Here is a 16473-nt window from a genome sequence, read left to right as displayed (position 1 = left end):
ATCCCTAAATCCGCCTAAAATACAGGCCTTTAATACGGCTTGCCAAAAGCAAGCTACTGACTTGAAATCAGACAAGAGAATATTATGACAACCCCATTTAAACCTGAATTACTCTCCCCTGCGGGCTCCCTTAAAAACATGCGTTACGCCTTCGCGTATGGCGCGGATGCCGTTTATGCAGGCCAACCACGTTACAGCTTACGTGTACGTAACAATGAATTTAATCATGCCAATTTAAAAATCGGGATTGATGAAGCCCATGCACTTGGCAAAAAATTCTATGTGGTCGTAAACATTGCACCGCATAACTCCAAACTCAAAACCTTTATCAAAGATTTACAACCTGTGATCGACATGGGCCCTGATGCCTTAATTATGTCTGACCCAGGCTTAATCATGTTGGTGCGTGAAAACTTCCCTGATATTGATATTCACCTTTCTGTACAAGCGAATGCGGTAAACTGGGCGACCGTCAAATTCTGGAAGCAAATGGGGTTAACTCGTGTGATTTTATCGCGCGAATTATCAATCGAAGAAATCGCTGAAATTCGCCAACACGTGCCAGATATCGAACTCGAAATTTTCGTACACGGTGCGTTATGTATGGCGTATTCTGGTCGTTGCTTACTTTCTGGCTATATCAACAAACGCGACCCGAACCAAGGTACTTGCACCAATGCTTGCCGTTGGGAATACAAAATGGAAGAAGGCACTACGGATGAAGTGGGCAACATCGTGCCAAAAATCGATCCAGCTCAACAAATCGAAGTGAAAAATGTGGCGCCAACCTTAGGTGAAGGTGCGGTAACGGATAAAGTTTTCCTTTATACCGAATCACAAAAGCCAGATGAGCAAATGACCGCGTTTGAAGATGAGCACGGCACCTACTTTATGAACTCAAAAGATCTACGTGCAGTACAACACGTGGAAAAATTGGCCGCACTTGGCGTCCATTCTTTAAAAATTGAAGGTCGTACTAAATCCTTCTATTACTGTGCAAGAACGGCACAAGTTTACCGCAAAGCCATTGATGATGCGGCAGCAGGCAAACCATTTGATGAAAGCTTAATGGATACGTTGGAATCCCTTGCTCATCGTGGTTATACCGAAGGTTTCTTACGTCGTCATACGCACGATGAATACCAAAATTACGAATACGGCTACTCTATCTCTGAACGCCAACAATTTGTCGGTGAATTTACCGGTAAACGTAATGAACAAGGTATGGCTGAAGTGGCGGTAAAAAATAAATTCTTGCTTGGTGATGAAGTGGAAATGATGACACCACAAGGCAATATTGTCTTTAAGATTGAAAAAATGCTCAATCGCAAAAACGAAAATGTGGAAGCAGCACTCGGCGATGGCCATTTTGTCTTTTTAGATGTGCCACAAGACATCCAACTTGATTATGCATTGTTGATGCGTAACTTGGTCAACACCAATACACGCAATCCACACAATTGACTTGTTAAAAAATTGTTGCATTTATTAACAAATTCGCTATAATGCGCTCCATACCTGATTTGTTAATTCAACAACTCATAGTATGACTCCAAATATTTTGCCCTTTCACCTTTTTGAAAGGGCTTTTTTTCTTGTTCTTTCCTCCGAATAGCTCTAGACTATGCCCCATTTTTAGCTTTCATGATTTACAATTATGCGTGTTTCTGACTTTCATTTTGACTTACCTGATGAGCTCATTGCTCGTTATCCTAAAGAAGATCGCTCTTCTTGCCGTTTGCTACAACTCAATGGTGAAAATGGGGAGATATCTCACCGCACTTTTACTGATGTATTAGATTTAATCGATGAAGGGGATTTGTTGATTTTTAACAATACGCGCGTGATCCCTGCTCGTATGTTTGGTCGTAAAGCCAGTGGTGGAAAAATTGAAGTGTTGGTGGAACGTGTTTTAAGTGAACATCATTTCTTAGCGCATATTCGTTCGTCAAAAGCTCCGAAAGAAGGTGCTGAATTATTTTTAGGTGAAGATAAACTCGGTGAAAATAATGGCGTAAAAGCCATTATGATTGGTCGTCAAGATGCACTTTTTGAAGTGGAATTAGCGGATAAAAACCGCAATGTACTTGATGTGTTGCAAGAAATCGGTCATATGCCTTTGCCGCCTTATATTGATCGCCCAGATGAAGAAGCGGATCAAGAATGCTATCAAACCGTGTATAACAAAGTGCCTGGTGCAGTCGCGGCACCGACGGCAGGCTTGCATTTTGATGATGAACTTTTACAAAAACTACACGAAAAAGGTGTTAATTTTGAATTTGTGACTTTGCACGTGGGCGCAGGCACATTCCAACCTGTACGTGTTGAAAACATTGAAGATCACATTATGCATGCAGAATATGTGGAACTTTCTCAAGAAGTCTGCAATGCGATTATTGAAACGAAGAAAGCGGGTAAACGTGTCATTGCGGTAGGCACAACATCGGTGCGTTCTGTCGAAACCGCTGCTCTATCGGCAGAAGAAAATGGTAATCCAGATTTAATTGAACCTTATTTTTCAGATACATCCATTTTTATTTACCCGGGTAAATCCTTCCGTGTGGTGGATGCGTTAATTACCAACTTCCACTTACCAGAAAGTACATTGATTATGTTGGTATCTGCCTTCGCAGGCTTTAGCCACACTATGAACGCCTATAAAAGTGCGGTCGAAAATCGCTACCGTTTTTTCAGTTATGGCGATGCGATGTTCATTACCAAAAATCCCAATGTGAAAGGCTTAGAATAAGTGGTTTGACTTATTTTCAACCAACTCATAAAATACCTATCAAGAAGCCTGTACTAACAGGCTTTTTTATTGAACAACAACCTACGAACTGTTTATTCGTTGAGGAAAGAAAATGAAATATGAATTAGATAAAACCAGCGGTAGTGCTCGTCGTGGTCGCTTGGTGTTTGAACGTCCACAAGGCACGTTCAGCGTAGAAACCCCCGCATTTATGCCAGTGGGTACTTATGGCACCGTAAAAGGCATGACGCCTGAAGAAGTACGTGCGACAGGTGCAGAAATTTTATTGGGTAATACCTTCCATTTATGGCTTCGTCCAGGTCAAGAAGTCATGCGTAAACACGGTGATTTACATGACTTTATGCAATGGCATCGTCCGATTTTGACTGACAGTGGCGGCTTCCAAGTATTTAGTTTAGGTAAATTACGTAAAATCACCGAAGAAGGCGTGAAATTCCAAAATCCAATTAATGGTGAGCGCATTTTCCTTTCGCCTGAAAAATCCATGGAAATTCAATATGATTTAGGGTCTGACATCGTGATGATTTTCGATGAATGTACGCCTTATCCTGCAACTTTCGATTATGCGAAAAAATCCATGGAAATGTCTCTTCGTTGGGCAAAACGCAGCCGCGATCGCTTTGATGAATTAGGCAATAAAAATGCCCTATTCGGTATTATCCAAGGCGGCGTATTTGAAGAATTACGTAAAGTATCATTAGAAGGCTTAGTCAATATTGGCTTTGACGGTTACGCGGTGGGCGGTTTAGCGGTAGGCGAACCAAAAGAAGACATGCACCGTATTTTAGAATACATCTGCCCACAAATCCCTGCAGACAAACCGCGTTATTTAATGGGCGTGGGTAAACCTGAAGATTTAGTGGAAGGCGTACGTCGTGGTATTGATATGTTTGACTGTGTAATGCCAACCCGTAACGCTCGTAACGGTCATTTATTCGTGACAGACGGCATTGTCAAAATCCGTAATGCAAAATACCGTGATGATACTAGCCCGTTAGATCCAGAATGTGATTGCTACACCTGTAAAAACTATACCAAAGCGTATTTATATCATTTAGATAAGTGTGGTGAAATTTTAGGTGCGCGCTTAAATACCATTCACAATTTACGCTATTATCAACGTTTAATGGCGGAAATTCGTCAAGCTATCGAAGACGATCGTTTTGATGATTTTGTGGTGGAATTCTATGCTCGTATGGGCAAACCTGTTCCACCATTACAGTTAGATCCTACTCAATCTTCTGAAACACAATTATCAGAATAACACATGCAAAGTGCGGTCAAAAATGACCGCACTTTTTAACAAAGGAAACCTTATGCAAATCCTTGAACCTCAACAATTTGCCACTTGGAATGAGCCGATTGATATGCTTTATGCTTGTCATAGCAAAGTGAAACGCTTTTGCAAACAGCTCACCATTCTTCCAGGCTACTTAGAAAAAAATGGCGTGAATCAAGCCGTATTAAATGATGTAAAAACCATTTTGCAGTATTTTAATCATGCGGCGCCCCTTCATCATGATGATGAAGAAAAAGACTTTTTCCCTGCTTTAATTGAAAAAGCACCTCAAGCGAAAGAATCGGTGGATGAATTAGAACGACAACACGTTACCTTGCATGAAAATTGGACAAAACTTTCTGAGCAACTAGAAGAATTGATTGCAGAGAAACGTACTGATGTAGATGAAAGACTGATTACGCTGTTTGTAGCGAGCTATGATAGACATCTTGCCCTTGAAGAGCCGCTATTTGAGCTTGGTAAGCAATATTTATCCGCAGAACAACTCACAGCTATGGGCAAAATTATGTTTGCTCGTCGTCAAGCTTAAATCATGAAATATCAATTAAATTTGACCGCACTTTCCTGCCCAATTCCGCTTTTAACGGCGAAGAAAGCTTTGGCAAATTTAGCGCCAAATGATGAATTAGTTTTGCAATTAAATCGTCAAAGTGCGGTAGAAAATTTTGTTGTTTTTTGTGAAGAAAATCAATGTGAATTAGTGGATCAACATTGGCTTTCCGAGCAAATCTTCGAAGTTTGCTTGAAAAAAATCAATTAATCCTAAAATTCTAGTTGTTATTGCCTTCATCGGCTTTTACTGAATGCCGTTTTATGGTATTTTACGCACACTTTTAACTTTTCATTTATAAGGAAAACACAATGGAAGCACAAAGCCCAATGTCCACGTTATTTATTTTCGTGATCTTCGGTTTAATTTTTTATTTTATGATTTACCGTCCACAAGCGAAACGTAACAAAGAACACAAAAAATTAATGTCTGAATTAGCGAAAGGCACTGAAGTATTAACCGCTGGTGGTTTGATTGGTAGAATCACCAAAGTCACTGAAGGTGCTGAAATTGTTATCGCGTTAAACGATACTACTGAGATCACGATTAACCGTAACTACATCGTTTCAGTATTACCGAAAGGTTCTGTAAAATCTCTCTAATTTAAATTCCTAAAGGGAAAACTATGTTAAATCGTTACCCATTATGGAAGAATCTAATGGTGATCCTTGTGGTCGCCATTGGTGCTTTATACTCTCTTCCAAATATCTATGGTGAAGATCCAGCGGTGCAAATTTCCGGTACTCGCGGACAACAAGCAGACACCACCGCATTAACTGAAGTACAAAATGTACTGAAAGAAAATAACCTTCCAACTAAATCTATCGTTCTTGAAAATGGCTCTATTCTTGCCCGTTTCAATAACACAGATGACCAACTTCTTGCCAAAGATAAAATTGCAGAAAAACTAGGCAACAACTACACCACGGCATTAAACCTTGCACCGGCAACACCAGCTTGGTTAAGCAGCATTGGGGCTAACCCGATGAAATGGGGTTTGGACTTACGTGGTGGCGTACGCTTCTTAATGGAAGTGGACATGAATTCTGCGCTTGCTAAACGTCAAGAACAGTTACAAGACACATTACGCAACGAATTACGTAAAGAAAAAATTCAGTTTACGGCGATTAAAAATGGCGACAAATTTGGTACAACGGTCACATTAGAAAACGCAGACCAAATGTCAAAAGCAGCGCGTATTATTCGTCAGTTACACCCAACATTAGACGTGTCTGACATTGGTGACAACACCTTAAACCTTGCCCTTTCTGAAGCGGCATTAACAGAATCACGTAACTTAGCGATCGAGCAAAACTTAACGATTTTACGTAAACGTGTCGCTGAATTAGGCGTAGCTGAAGCGGTTATCCAACGTCAAGGTGCTGAACGTATCGTAATCGAATTACCGGGTGTTCAAGATACTGCGCGTGCAAAAGAAATCTTAGGGGCAACCGCAACACTTGAATTCCGCATTGTGAATTCGTTGGTGAACCCAGAATCAGCAGCGCGTGGTATGTTGCCTTCTGACACAGAAATCAAATATGACCGTCAAGGTAGACCTGTTGCACTTTACAAACGAGCGGTATTGGGTGGTGAACATATCATCAACTCAAGCTCGGGTTTAGACCAAAACACCAGTACGCCACAAGTAAGTGTGACCTTGGATAGTGAAGGCGGCGAAATCATGTCGCAAACGACCAAGAAATATTACAAAAAACCGATGGCAACCTTGTATGTAGAATACAAAGATAATGGTAAAAAAGACGAAAATGGCAAAACCATTTTAGAGAAAAATGAAGAAGTGATTAACGTCGCAACAATTCAAGGTCGCTTTAGTTCTAACTTCCAAATTACGGGTGTAAGCAGTTCTGCAGAAGCACAAAACCTTTCTATGTTATTAAAATCAGGTGCATTAATCGCGCCAGTGCAAATTGTTGAAGAACGTACAATCGGTCCTTCTCTTGGTGCACAAAACGTAGAACAAGGTATTGATGCAAGCTTTTGGGGCTTAATTGCCGTCATAGTCTTCATGCTGATTTACTATAAAATCTTCGGTATTATCGCAAGCTTCGCCTTGGTGATTAATATCGTTTTATTAGTCGGTTTGATGTCTATCCTACCTGGTGCAACACTCACCATGCCAGGGATTGCGGGTATCGTATTAACACTGGGGATGTCGGTGGATGCCAACGTACTTATTTTTGAGCGTATCAAAGAAGAGATTCGTAATGGTCGTCCAATTCAGCAAGCCATTAACGAAGGTTATAACGGTGCATTCACCTCTATCTTCGATGCGAACTTAACCACAATTTTAACGGCAATCATTCTTTATGCTGTGGGTACCGGTCCTATTCAAGGCTTCGCGGTAACCCTTGCATTAGGTGTGGCAATTTCAATGTTTACAGCGATTACTGGAACACGTGCTATCGTGAACTTCCTATACGGCGGTAAACGTCTTGAAAAATTATCAATTTAGGTAGGATAAGATGAGATTATTTGCAAAAGATAAAAACGGACATTTTATCCGTGAAGTGAATGGGATTAAATTGCCATTCCCTCTCACTGAATTTATGAAAGTGAGATTTGTAGGGTATGCATTTTCCGCAATTTTAATGGCGATTTCCCTCTTCTTCATTGTGACAAAAGGCTTCAACTGGGGCTTGGATTTTACCGGTGGTGTGGTATTTGATACTCACTTCTCACAACCGGCTGATTTAGAGAAAATCCGTAGCACATTAAATCAAAATGGTATTGCAAGTCCAATTGTACAAACAACGGGTTCTGTACAAGACGTGATGATCCGCTTACCAGCTGATAATAACGATTCTGCTATTGGTGATCACGTTAAAAGCATGCTCCAAACGATTGACCCTAATATTCATATTAACAGTATCGAATTCGTCGGTCCAAACGTTGGTGAAGAACTGGCTCAAGGTGCGGTTTATGCCACCCTTGCGACCTTGGCAATGATGTTAATTTACGTGGGTTCACGTTTTGAATGGCGTTTAGGTTTTGGTGGTATTGCCTCACTTGCGCATGACGTGGTGATTACACTCGGTGTATTCTCTGCATTACAAGTCGAAATGGATTTAACCTTCGTGGCGGCGATTCTTTCCGTTGTAGGTTATTCTATCAACGATAGTATCGTGGTATTCGACCGTGTGCGTGAAAACTTCCGTAAAATTCGCCGTGTAGAAACCATCGATATTATTGATATTTCCTTAACGCAAACCTTATCGAGAACCATCATGACATCTCTCACAACGCTTCTTGTTGTGATTGCCTTGTTCTTCTTTGGTGGTCCATCAATTCATAACTTCTCATTAGCGTTATTAATTGGTATCGGTTTTGGTACTTATTCATCAATCTTTATCGCGATTGCGATTGCTTATGATATCGGCCTACGCCGTGAACATATGATTCCACCAAAAGTAGATAAGGAAGTAGATGATTTACCTTAATCTATTAAACATCTGATAAAAAGAAAGCCACCATAACGGTGGCTTTCTTATTGCTAAAATTATGACATTTTATGACCGCACTTTAGTCGTTTACATCACCTAATAAAGCCGCATATTTCTTCGTTGATTCAGAGCTTTCCAAGGTAATTTTAAACGCCATTGTTAGCGGCACTGAAAGTAACATACCGACTGTACCGAGTAACCATCCCCAGAAAAGCAACGAAAAGAATACGACCAAGGTAGAAAGCCCTAAGGTTTTTCCCATCATTTTTGGTTCAATAATATTACCAATCACAATATTTGATGCAATGATACCAACTGTCACGCCCATACCCACACCAAATCCATTCAGCAATAATGCTTGAACAATAATCGGCACGGCTGCAATAATCGAACCAATATTTGGAATGTAATTTAATAGGAAGCTTAAGGTTGCCCATAAAATCGCATATTGGACATCCATTACATCCAACAAAATCCACGTCGAGACGCCGGTAAGCAGACTAATCACCGTTTTCACACCAAGATAACTAATCACACCGTCTAAAATACGATCGATGTGATGTTCTTCCGCGACAACATCATGTTCATTATCACTTAAAACTAAAGCAAGTTTATGCTTCATGGTTGGCGCTTCAAGCAGCATAAAAATCACCGCTAAGATCAACACAAAAACATTCGTCACCACGCCAGAAAAGTTTAATAATAAACGGCTCACAAAGTTCATGATCACACTTGGATCAAAATGCTCCATAATGGCTTCGCGAGAAATCACAATCGGCAATTTCAGTTTTTGAGCTAACGCCATGACGTCATTTATACGCTCTGAAAGTAGCACTTGATATTGCGGAATAGAACGTGTGAATTCCTGCACGCTGCTGTTAATTAATCCCGCCAGGAAAAAGAATACGATTAAAATTAAGATAAACAACAAGGCTATGGCGATGCCATGTGGCACTTTGCGTTGTGTCATCGCTTTAATTACCGGCGAACAAATAATGGCGATAAATAATGCCAATAAAAAAGGCACGACAATCTCCGCCGCCAATTTAATTCCCGCAAATACAATCACTAAAGCTGCCATTGCGACTAAAGTGCGGTTAAAATTTAAGTTTTTTTCCACTAAATGGCTTCCTCATTTTCTTCGCCTGTACGAACACGGATCACGCGTTCTACATCATAAACAAAGATCTTCCCATCACCGATTTTCCCTGTTTGGCAAGTTTCAACAATGGTTTCAAGACATTGTTCAAGTAAATCATCCGGCACGACAATTTCCATTTTCACTTTAGGTAGAAAATCCACCATATATTCCGCACCGCGATAAAGCTCTGTATGCCCTTTTTGGCGGCCAAAACCACGGACTTCAGTCACGGTCATTCCGCTAATACCGATATCAGATAAATTTTCACGCACATCATCTAATTTAAATGGCTTAATAATGGCTTCGATTTTTTTCATCTTATTTCTCCAAATTTTCACGGCGCGCGGCTTTCGGGCGGAAGCTTGTAATCACTTCAGGTTTGGTATCAATATAAATACCATCAATTAATTGCAAACAGTAAGGCACTGCACTAAAAATCCCTTTCACTAAGACTTTGCCTTGTTCATCTTTCACGCCTTCTAAGGTTTCTTTGATGGCTTTTGGTTGACCAGGTAAATTCAAGATGAGACTGTTTTTACGAATCACACCAACTTGACGAGATAGAATCGCTGTTGGCACAAAATGTAAACTCACTTGACGCATTTGCTCACCAAATCCAGGCATTTCACGATCGGCTACTGCTAACGTGGCATCAGGTGTCACATCACGTTTTGCCGGACCTGTACCGCCCGTTGTGAGCACTAAATGACAATGGTGCTCATCCACTAATTCTTTCAAAGTTTGTTCGATTAATGGTTGCTCATCTGGAATTAATCGCGTTTCCACTTCAAAAGGGTCTACCAACGCTTGCTCTAACCATTGTTGTAATTCTGGAATCCCTTGATCTTGATACACACCACTTGATGCACGATCTGATACTGAAACCAAACCAATTTTTAAAAGTGCGGTCATTTTTTTCCTCATTTTTATACGCAATACACAGCGTCATTCTACCCTATTTTATCTTTTACCAAAGCATAAAAAAGCCATTTAGCTTTCACTAAATGGCTTTTCATTTTACAAATTATTGTCTGGCTTGAACTTTGCCATCCACATAATCCACTGTGACTACTTTACCTGGTAATAATTGACCAGATAGAACTTGTTGTGCCAAGCTGTTTTCGATCTCTTGTTGGATTGCACGTTTTAATGGACGCGCCCCATAAATTGGGTCGTAACCCACTTCACCAATGAAATCTAATAAAGCTTCAGTAAACACTAATTCGTAACCACGAGTTTCCATACGTTTTGCTAAACGTTCTAATTGGATGCTTGCAATCGCACGGATGTTGTCTTTACCAAGTGGGTGGAATACCACAGTTTCGTCAATACGGTTGATGAATTCCGGACGGAAATGTTGGCTCACCACTGACATCACTAAGGCTTTCATTTCGCCATAGCTTTCGTCTTTGCTACCTTGGATCAAATCAGAACCCAAGTTAGAGGTCATAATCACCACGGTGTTACGGAAGTCCACAGTACGACCTTGACCATCAGTTAAACGACCATCATCCAATACTTGTAACAAGATATTGAATACATCCGCATGGGCTTTTTCCACTTCATCAAGCAAAATCACCGAATATGGACGACGACGAACTGCTTCAGTTAAGTAACCACCTTCTTCATAGCCTACGTAGCCTGGAGGTGCACCCACTAAACGAGATACGCTGTGTTTTTCCATAAACTCTGACATATCGATACGCACCATCGCATCTTCACTGTCAAAGAGGAATTTTGCTAAGGTTTTGCAAAGCTCTGTTTTACCTACACCCGTTGGCCCTAAGAACAAGAATGAACCAATTGGACGGTTTGGATCAGAAAGCCCTGCACGGCTACGACGAATTGCGTTCGCGACGGCATCAACTGCTTCTTCTTGACCGATCACACGTTTGTGCAATTCTTCTTCCATACGTAAGAGTTTTTCTTTCTCTCCTTCCATCATTTTGGAAACAGGAATACCCGTTGCTTTAGAAAGTACTTCCGCAATTTCTTCATCTGTCACACGATAGCGTAATAGGCTCATTTCTTTGCCTTCACCGGTTTCAGCGGCTGCAAGTTGTTTTTCCAATTCAGGAATACGACCATATTGAAGCTCAGACATTTTGCTTAAATCGCCAGCACGACGCGCTTGTTCCATTTCGGTTTTCGCTGCATCTAACGCTTGTTTGATGTGTTGAGAACCGGAAAGCGCCGCTTTTTCTGATTTCCAGACTTCTTCAAGTTCAGCATATTCACGTTCTTTGTCAGAAAGTTCTTTTTCTAACATGTCTAAACGTTTACGGCTTGCTTCGTCTTCTTCTTTTTGTAATGCCTGTTGTTCCAATTTTAATTGGATGATACGGCGCTCAAGACGATCGAGCGGCTCAGGTTTAGAGTCAATTTCCATACGGATGCTAGAAGCGGCCTCATCGATTAAGTCGATAGCTTTATCCGGCAATTGACGATCGGAAATATAACGATGCGAAAGTGTTGCTGCTGCCACGATTGCCGGGTCAGTAATATCTACATGGTGATGGATCTCATAGCGCTCTTTCAAACCACGTAAGATCGCGATGGTATCTTCTACACTTGGTTCATCTACAAAGACTTTTTGGAAACGACGTTCAAGCGCCGCATCTTTCTCGATATATTGACGATATTCGTCTAACGTTGTTGCACCCACACAGTGTAATTCACCACGAGCTAAACTTGGTTTTAATAAGTTACCTGCATCCATCGCACCGTCAGTTTTACCTGCACCAACCATGGTATGGATTTCATCAATAAAGAGGATCACGCGGCCTTCTTCTTTTGCAAGTTCATTTAATACCGCTTTTAAACGTTCTTCAAATTCACCACGATATTTTGCACCTGCAATCAAGGCCCCCATATCTAAAGAAAGGACTCGTTTATTTTTCAAGCCTTCTGGCACTTCACCATTGACAATACGTTGTGCCAACCCTTCCACGATAGCGGTTTTACCTACACCAGGCTCACCGATTAATACTGGGTTGTTTTTGGTACGACGTTGCAATACTTGAATGGCTCGACGAATTTCTTCATCACGACCAATAACCGGGTCGAGTTTGCCACTCTCAGCACGAGCAGTTAAATCAATCGTATATTTTTCAAGAGCTTGTCTACTTTCTTCTGCATTTTGATCGTTCACGCTTTGTCCTCCGCGAATATGTTGAATCGCTTGTAAAATTTGTTCTTTTTTCGCACCACATTTTTTCAAAATGTCATTTAATGCGCCTCGCTCTTCAAGCGCAGCTAATAAGAACAATTCACTGGAAATAAATTTATCTTGGTTTTGTTGAGCTAATTTGTCACATAAATTCAATAAGTTAAGTAATTGACGGGAAATTTGCACATCACCGCCATTACCCGACACTTGTGGCAATTTATTCAATTCGGCATTTAATTCATTACGCAATAATGCCACGTTCACGCCACTGGTCGTTAAAATTGGTGCAATTGAACCGTCTTGTTGATTTAAAAGTGCGGTCAATAAATGCACTGGTTCGATAAACTGATTATCTTTACCTAGCGCCAATGATTGTGCTTCACTGAGTGCTTGTTGAAATTTTGTGGTAAATTTTTCAATATTCATATGCTTATCTTCTCCTGATTAAATTCTTGGGGTCATCCCCTTTACGAGTTATTAAATAAGACCCTTTTTTGGTATTTCAAGAGAAAAAATCAACAATTTTTAATTTTTTCTATCAAACTTTACTTCTTGATAGGTTTAAGCGACTAAGATTTGATGAAGTGGCACATCCCACGCTTCTGTTGGAAGCTGTTCGACTTGCTGACATTGATGGGCTAATCCCACAGGAATAAAAGAAGCATTTTGCCAATTTTGTAAGGTACGGTCATAAAAACCACCGCCCATGCCAAGACGATTCCCTTGTTTATCAAAAGCGACAAGTGGCGTAAAAAGAATATCTAATTCCTCTAAAGGCAATACGTTTTGCACATTGAGTTTTGGCTCCCAAATGCCAAATTTATTTTTCAGCATTGGTGTATCTGGCAAATAACGTAAGAACAAAAGATGATTAGGATTGAAAGGGTGCAATACCGGCAAATAAACGTGTTTATCTTGTGCCCAAAGGGTTTTAATAAGTTTATCTGTGGAGATTTCACCATCAAAGGAAACATACAAGGCAATATGCTGCGCATTTCGTTCTTCAATTAATGCAAGGGCTTGTTGAGTGATGGAATCTTCCGCCTGTTGTTGCTGAAGTGCGGTCAAATTTGCTCGTGTTTTACGAATTTGTTGACGGAGTTGATTGCGAAGCGCTTGCTGTGTTGATTTCATTCGATTAGAAAGAATGGATTTTAAAGGAAGGTCCCAGAGTGCCGCTACGAGTAGTAGTCCTTGAACCCGACGGTCCAAGGAAACCGGTAAGGCCATTTTTAGGTTTCTTTAGTCCAATGACAAAGTCAAAGGTCAAGCCTACACACCAATGGCGGGAAACCGATTTATAAAGTTCTAAGTATCGGCTCAGGGACATAACCCATCCACGAACACCCCAGGAAATCTTTTAAATTTATACTAGCTCAATTTGATTAGTTTGACTAGCCTTTATTTGAATAATTTTGCTTATTCAAGCTCGTCCCACAAGGGGCGAGAATTATTTTTTAACCGGTTGAGTTAAATCAGATTCTTCCGGTTTTTTCACTTCCGCAAATTGTTTATCTTTATTCGCATCGATAACTTGCTGAGTTTGGTTCGCTAATTGTTGTAAACCCATTTTCTCGTATGCCTCTTTCATTAAGAATAAACCTTCGTAAGTCGCTTTGGCATCTGGATATTGTTGTAACATACCCACTACACGGTTTGCTACAGCTACCCATGCATCACGTTTTGCATAGAATTTAGCAATTTCTAATTCATGACGTGCTAATGAGTCTTTGATATACGCCATACGTGCTACTGCATCTTGTGAATATGGACTATTTGGGAACGCACGCACTAAGCTTTGGAAGTTTGAAAACGCGGTTTTCATTGATGTTGTTTCACGCGTTGCACGATCGATGCCAAAGAAATCTTGGATCATGTTATCAGCCGTTGCTAAGTTTGTTAAACCCGCCATATACACTGCATAGTCACGGTTTGGGCTTTGTGGGAATTGCTGTAAGAAGTTATCTACAGTAACCAACGTTGCTGTGTAATCTTGTGTTTTATAGTTTGCATAAATTAAATCAAGCATTGCTTGTTCTTGGTAAGTACTACCAGGGAAACGCTCTGTCGCTGCTTTTAAATAACGAATCGAGTCAGAATAGCTTCCTTCTTGTAATGCAGCCGCGCCTTTTGCATAAAGCTCATCAACAGAAGCTTGCTCCACTTCTTTATTACCACTGCTGCAAGCTGCAATAGCGAATGAGGTAAGTGCAATAAGCGCGAGAGATTTTATTTTACGCATTCTTTTTTCCTTAATTTTTACGAAAATCAATAAATAAGTTACAATTAACGAATATTGTATAGAACATTACACAATAAGCCAACTTTTTAAATTTTTAGATGGATTTTTTATGCCACAAATGACCTTAACGGCTGAAGTTCAGCCCGAACAAATGGGACTGCGTTTAGACCAAACCCTCGCAGAGTTGTTCCCAGAATATTCCCGTTCGCGTTTAAAAACCTGGATTGAAGCAAAACAGGTAAAAATGAACGGTGAAATTGCCGATATTCCCCGTGCAAAAGTTTATGGCGGAGAGCAAATTGAAATTTCGGTAGAAGTGGAAGATGAAAACCGTTTTGAACCACAAAATATTCCGCTTAATATCGTTTATGAAGATGACGATATTATCGTGATAAACAAACCTAAAGATCTTGTGGTTCACCCTGGTGCGGGCAATCCGGATGGCACGGTACTTAACGCGCTACTCTATCACTATCCACCTATTGCCGAAGTACCGCGCGCAGGAATTGTGCATCGTTTAGATAAAGACACAACGGGTCTCATGGTTGTCGCTAAAACAATTCCAGCCCAAACGAAACTTGTGCGTGATTTACAAAAACGTAAGATTACTCGTGAATATGAAGCCGTCGCCTGTGGCATTATGACCAAAGGTGGCACTGTAGATCAGCCAATGGCTCGTCACGCCACCAAACGCACATTGATGGCGGTTCACCCAATGGGCAAACCGGCTGTGACGCACTATCGCATCATGGAGAATTTCCGTAATTACACCCGCTTACGCTTACGTTTAGAAACAGGCCGTACTCACCAAATTCGTGTGCACATGGCACATATTGCGCATCCACTATTGGGTGATCAAACTTACGGAGGCCGCCCTCGCCCACCTAAAAATGCAAGCGAAGCCTTCACTGAAGTACTACGCAATTTTAAACGCCAAGCCTTACATGCGGTTATGTTGCGTTTAGCTCACCCGATTACAGGAGAAATGATGGAATGGTATGCACCATTGCCAGATGACTTTGTCGAATTACTTCATGCCTTAAAAGCGGATTACCTCGAACACAAAGACGAATTGGATTATTAAGATGAAAACTATTGTTCCAAACTGGAATGTTCCACCACATATCCAAGCTTTTACAACCACTAGAGGAGGTGGTGTAAGCCTGCCGCCTTTCGAGAGTTTCAATTTAGGCGATCATGTCGAGGATGATAAAAGTGCGGTCAAAACTAACCGCACTTTATTGGTCGAAAAATTTAATCTGCCCCACTTTCCATTGTTTTTAACTCAAACACACAGCACTCGTGTAATTACGCTGCCTTATGAGGGCAATGATTTAGAGGCTGATGCAGTTTACACCAATCAACCTAACCAAGTCTGTTTGGTGATGACGGCTGATTGCTTGCCAGTTTTATTCACCAATAAGCAAGGTACTGAAGTGGCTGCGGCACATGCGGGCTGGCGTGGACTCTGTGATGGTGTATTAGAAGAAACAGTGAAATGTTTCCAATCTGCCCCCGAAGAGATTATTGCATGGTTTGGTCCAGCTATCGGCCCTAATGCATTCCAAGTTGGCAAAGAAGTGATTGCGCAATTTATGGCTTTTGACCCGATTGCAGAAACGGCTTTTCGACCCGATCCGAATGAATCAGGAAAATACCTCGGCAATCTTTATCAAATCGCCACACAACGCCTCAATAAATTAGGGATTACCCAAATTTACGGTGGGGAGCATTGCACATTCAATGAAAAAGAGAGCTTCTTTTCCTACCGTCGAGATGGCAAAACAGGTCGAATGGCGAGTCTGATTTGGATAAAAAAATAAACTCATAAATACAA

16 protein-coding genes and 1 other RNA gene are annotated in these 16473 nt (G+C 40.9%); 10 read left to right on the top strand and 7 right to left on the bottom strand.

Annotated elements, in window-relative coordinates:
- Positions 1 to 84: 84 nt before the first annotated feature.
- From yegQ to secF, 8 genes are all read left to right on the top strand, one after another.
- The gene (yegQ, locus tag HMPREF2732_RS01420) at positions 85 to 1464 is read left to right on the top strand and encodes a prephenate-dependent tRNA uridine(34) hydroxylase TrhP (protein ID WP_070590453.1); all 1380 of its coding nucleotides are present in this window, start codon (positions 85 to 87) and stop codon (positions 1462 to 1464) included.
- A 193-nt stretch (positions 1465 to 1657) separates the two neighbouring features.
- On the top strand, positions 1658 to 2749 hold the full coding sequence (queA, locus tag HMPREF2732_RS01415) for a tRNA preQ1(34) S-adenosylmethionine ribosyltransferase-isomerase QueA (protein WP_070590447.1): 1092 nt from the start codon (positions 1658 to 1660) through the stop codon (positions 2747 to 2749).
- 112 nt (positions 2750 to 2861) lie between these two features.
- Positions 2862 to 4034, top strand: a complete 1173-nt coding sequence (gene tgt, locus HMPREF2732_RS01410; RefSeq protein WP_014064085.1) for a tRNA guanosine(34) transglycosylase Tgt — start codon at positions 2862 to 2864, stop codon at positions 4032 to 4034.
- Between the two features lie 52 nt (positions 4035 to 4086).
- Complete coding sequence (locus HMPREF2732_RS01405) at positions 4087 to 4599, top strand: hemerythrin domain-containing protein (protein ID WP_070590444.1); 513 nt, start codon at positions 4087 to 4089, stop codon at positions 4597 to 4599.
- A 3-nt stretch (positions 4600 to 4602) separates the two neighbouring features.
- The gene (locus tag HMPREF2732_RS01400) at positions 4603 to 4830 is read left to right on the top strand and encodes a sulfurtransferase TusA family protein (protein WP_014064087.1); all 228 of its coding nucleotides are present in this window, start codon (positions 4603 to 4605) and stop codon (positions 4828 to 4830) included.
- A 101-nt stretch (positions 4831 to 4931) separates the two neighbouring features.
- Complete coding sequence (gene yajC, locus HMPREF2732_RS01395; RefSeq protein WP_070590440.1) at positions 4932 to 5222, top strand: preprotein translocase subunit YajC; 291 nt, start codon at positions 4932 to 4934, stop codon at positions 5220 to 5222.
- A gap of 23 nt (positions 5223 to 5245) precedes the next feature.
- Positions 5246 to 7096 carry a protein translocase subunit SecD gene (gene secD / locus HMPREF2732_RS01390; RefSeq protein WP_070590434.1) on the top strand — a complete coding sequence of 617 codons (1851 nt, stop codon included), beginning with the start codon at positions 5246 to 5248 and terminating at the stop codon, positions 7094 to 7096.
- Between the two features lie 10 nt (positions 7097 to 7106).
- Entirely contained in the window at positions 7107 to 8081 is a 975-nt protein-coding gene (gene secF / locus HMPREF2732_RS01385) for a protein translocase subunit SecF (RefSeq protein ID WP_070590428.1), read from the top strand.
- 82 nt (positions 8082 to 8163) lie between these two features.
- Here secF and HMPREF2732_RS01380 read toward each other — a convergent pair whose 3' ends face one another.
- The 7 genes from HMPREF2732_RS01380 to HMPREF2732_RS01350 form a co-directional block, all read right to left on the bottom strand.
- Positions 8164 to 9204, bottom strand: a complete 1041-nt coding sequence (locus HMPREF2732_RS01380; protein ID WP_070590424.1) for an AI-2E family transporter — start codon at positions 9202 to 9204, stop codon at positions 8164 to 8166.
- Positions 9204 to 9542 (bottom strand): nitrogen regulatory protein P-II, encoded by a 339-nt coding sequence (glnB, locus tag HMPREF2732_RS01375; RefSeq protein WP_005697836.1) that lies wholly within the window; start codon positions 9540 to 9542, stop codon positions 9204 to 9206. The genes HMPREF2732_RS01380 and glnB overlap by 1 nt, the downstream gene beginning before the upstream one ends.
- Before the next feature lies 1 nt (position 9543).
- Positions 9544 to 10137, bottom strand: a complete 594-nt coding sequence (gene mog / locus HMPREF2732_RS01370; RefSeq protein WP_049362318.1) for a molybdopterin adenylyltransferase — start codon at positions 10135 to 10137, stop codon at positions 9544 to 9546.
- A gap of 112 nt (positions 10138 to 10249) precedes the next feature.
- The gene (gene clpB, locus HMPREF2732_RS01365) at positions 10250 to 12820 is read right to left on the bottom strand and encodes an ATP-dependent chaperone ClpB (RefSeq protein WP_070590420.1); all 2571 of its coding nucleotides are present in this window, start codon (positions 12818 to 12820) and stop codon (positions 10250 to 10252) included.
- Positions 12821 to 12955: 135 nt separating this feature from the next.
- Positions 12956 to 13528, bottom strand: coding sequence for a 5-formyltetrahydrofolate cyclo-ligase (locus tag HMPREF2732_RS01360; protein ID WP_070590682.1), 573 nt, complete (start codon positions 13526 to 13528; stop codon positions 12956 to 12958).
- A gap of 26 nt (positions 13529 to 13554) precedes the next feature.
- Positions 13555 to 13752: non-coding RNA, 6S RNA (gene ssrS, locus HMPREF2732_RS01355), on the bottom strand.
- A 92-nt stretch (positions 13753 to 13844) separates the two neighbouring features.
- On the bottom strand, positions 13845 to 14636 hold the full coding sequence (locus HMPREF2732_RS01350) for an outer membrane protein assembly factor BamD (RefSeq protein WP_070590416.1): 792 nt from the start codon (positions 14634 to 14636) through the stop codon (positions 13845 to 13847).
- Positions 14637 to 14745: 109 nt separating this feature from the next.
- Between HMPREF2732_RS01350 and rluD the strand changes: the two genes are divergently transcribed.
- Together rluD and pgeF are read left to right on the top strand one after the other, a co-directional pair.
- A complete protein-coding gene (gene rluD, locus HMPREF2732_RS01345) occupies positions 14746 to 15720 on the top strand; it encodes a 23S rRNA pseudouridine(1911/1915/1917) synthase RluD (protein WP_070590409.1) in 975 nt (324 codons plus the stop codon).
- A gap of 1 nt (position 15721) precedes the next feature.
- Positions 15722 to 16459, top strand: coding sequence for a peptidoglycan editing factor PgeF (pgeF, locus tag HMPREF2732_RS01340; protein WP_070590406.1), 738 nt, complete (start codon positions 15722 to 15724; stop codon positions 16457 to 16459).
- The last annotated feature ends 14 nt before the right edge of the window (positions 16460 to 16473 follow it).

Origin of the sequence: Haemophilus sp. HMSC061E01 (assembly GCF_001810345.1) — a bacterium.
Lineage (GTDB): Bacteria > Pseudomonadota > Gammaproteobacteria > Enterobacterales > Pasteurellaceae > Haemophilus_D.
This window is presented reverse-complemented; position numbering and strand designations above follow the sequence as displayed.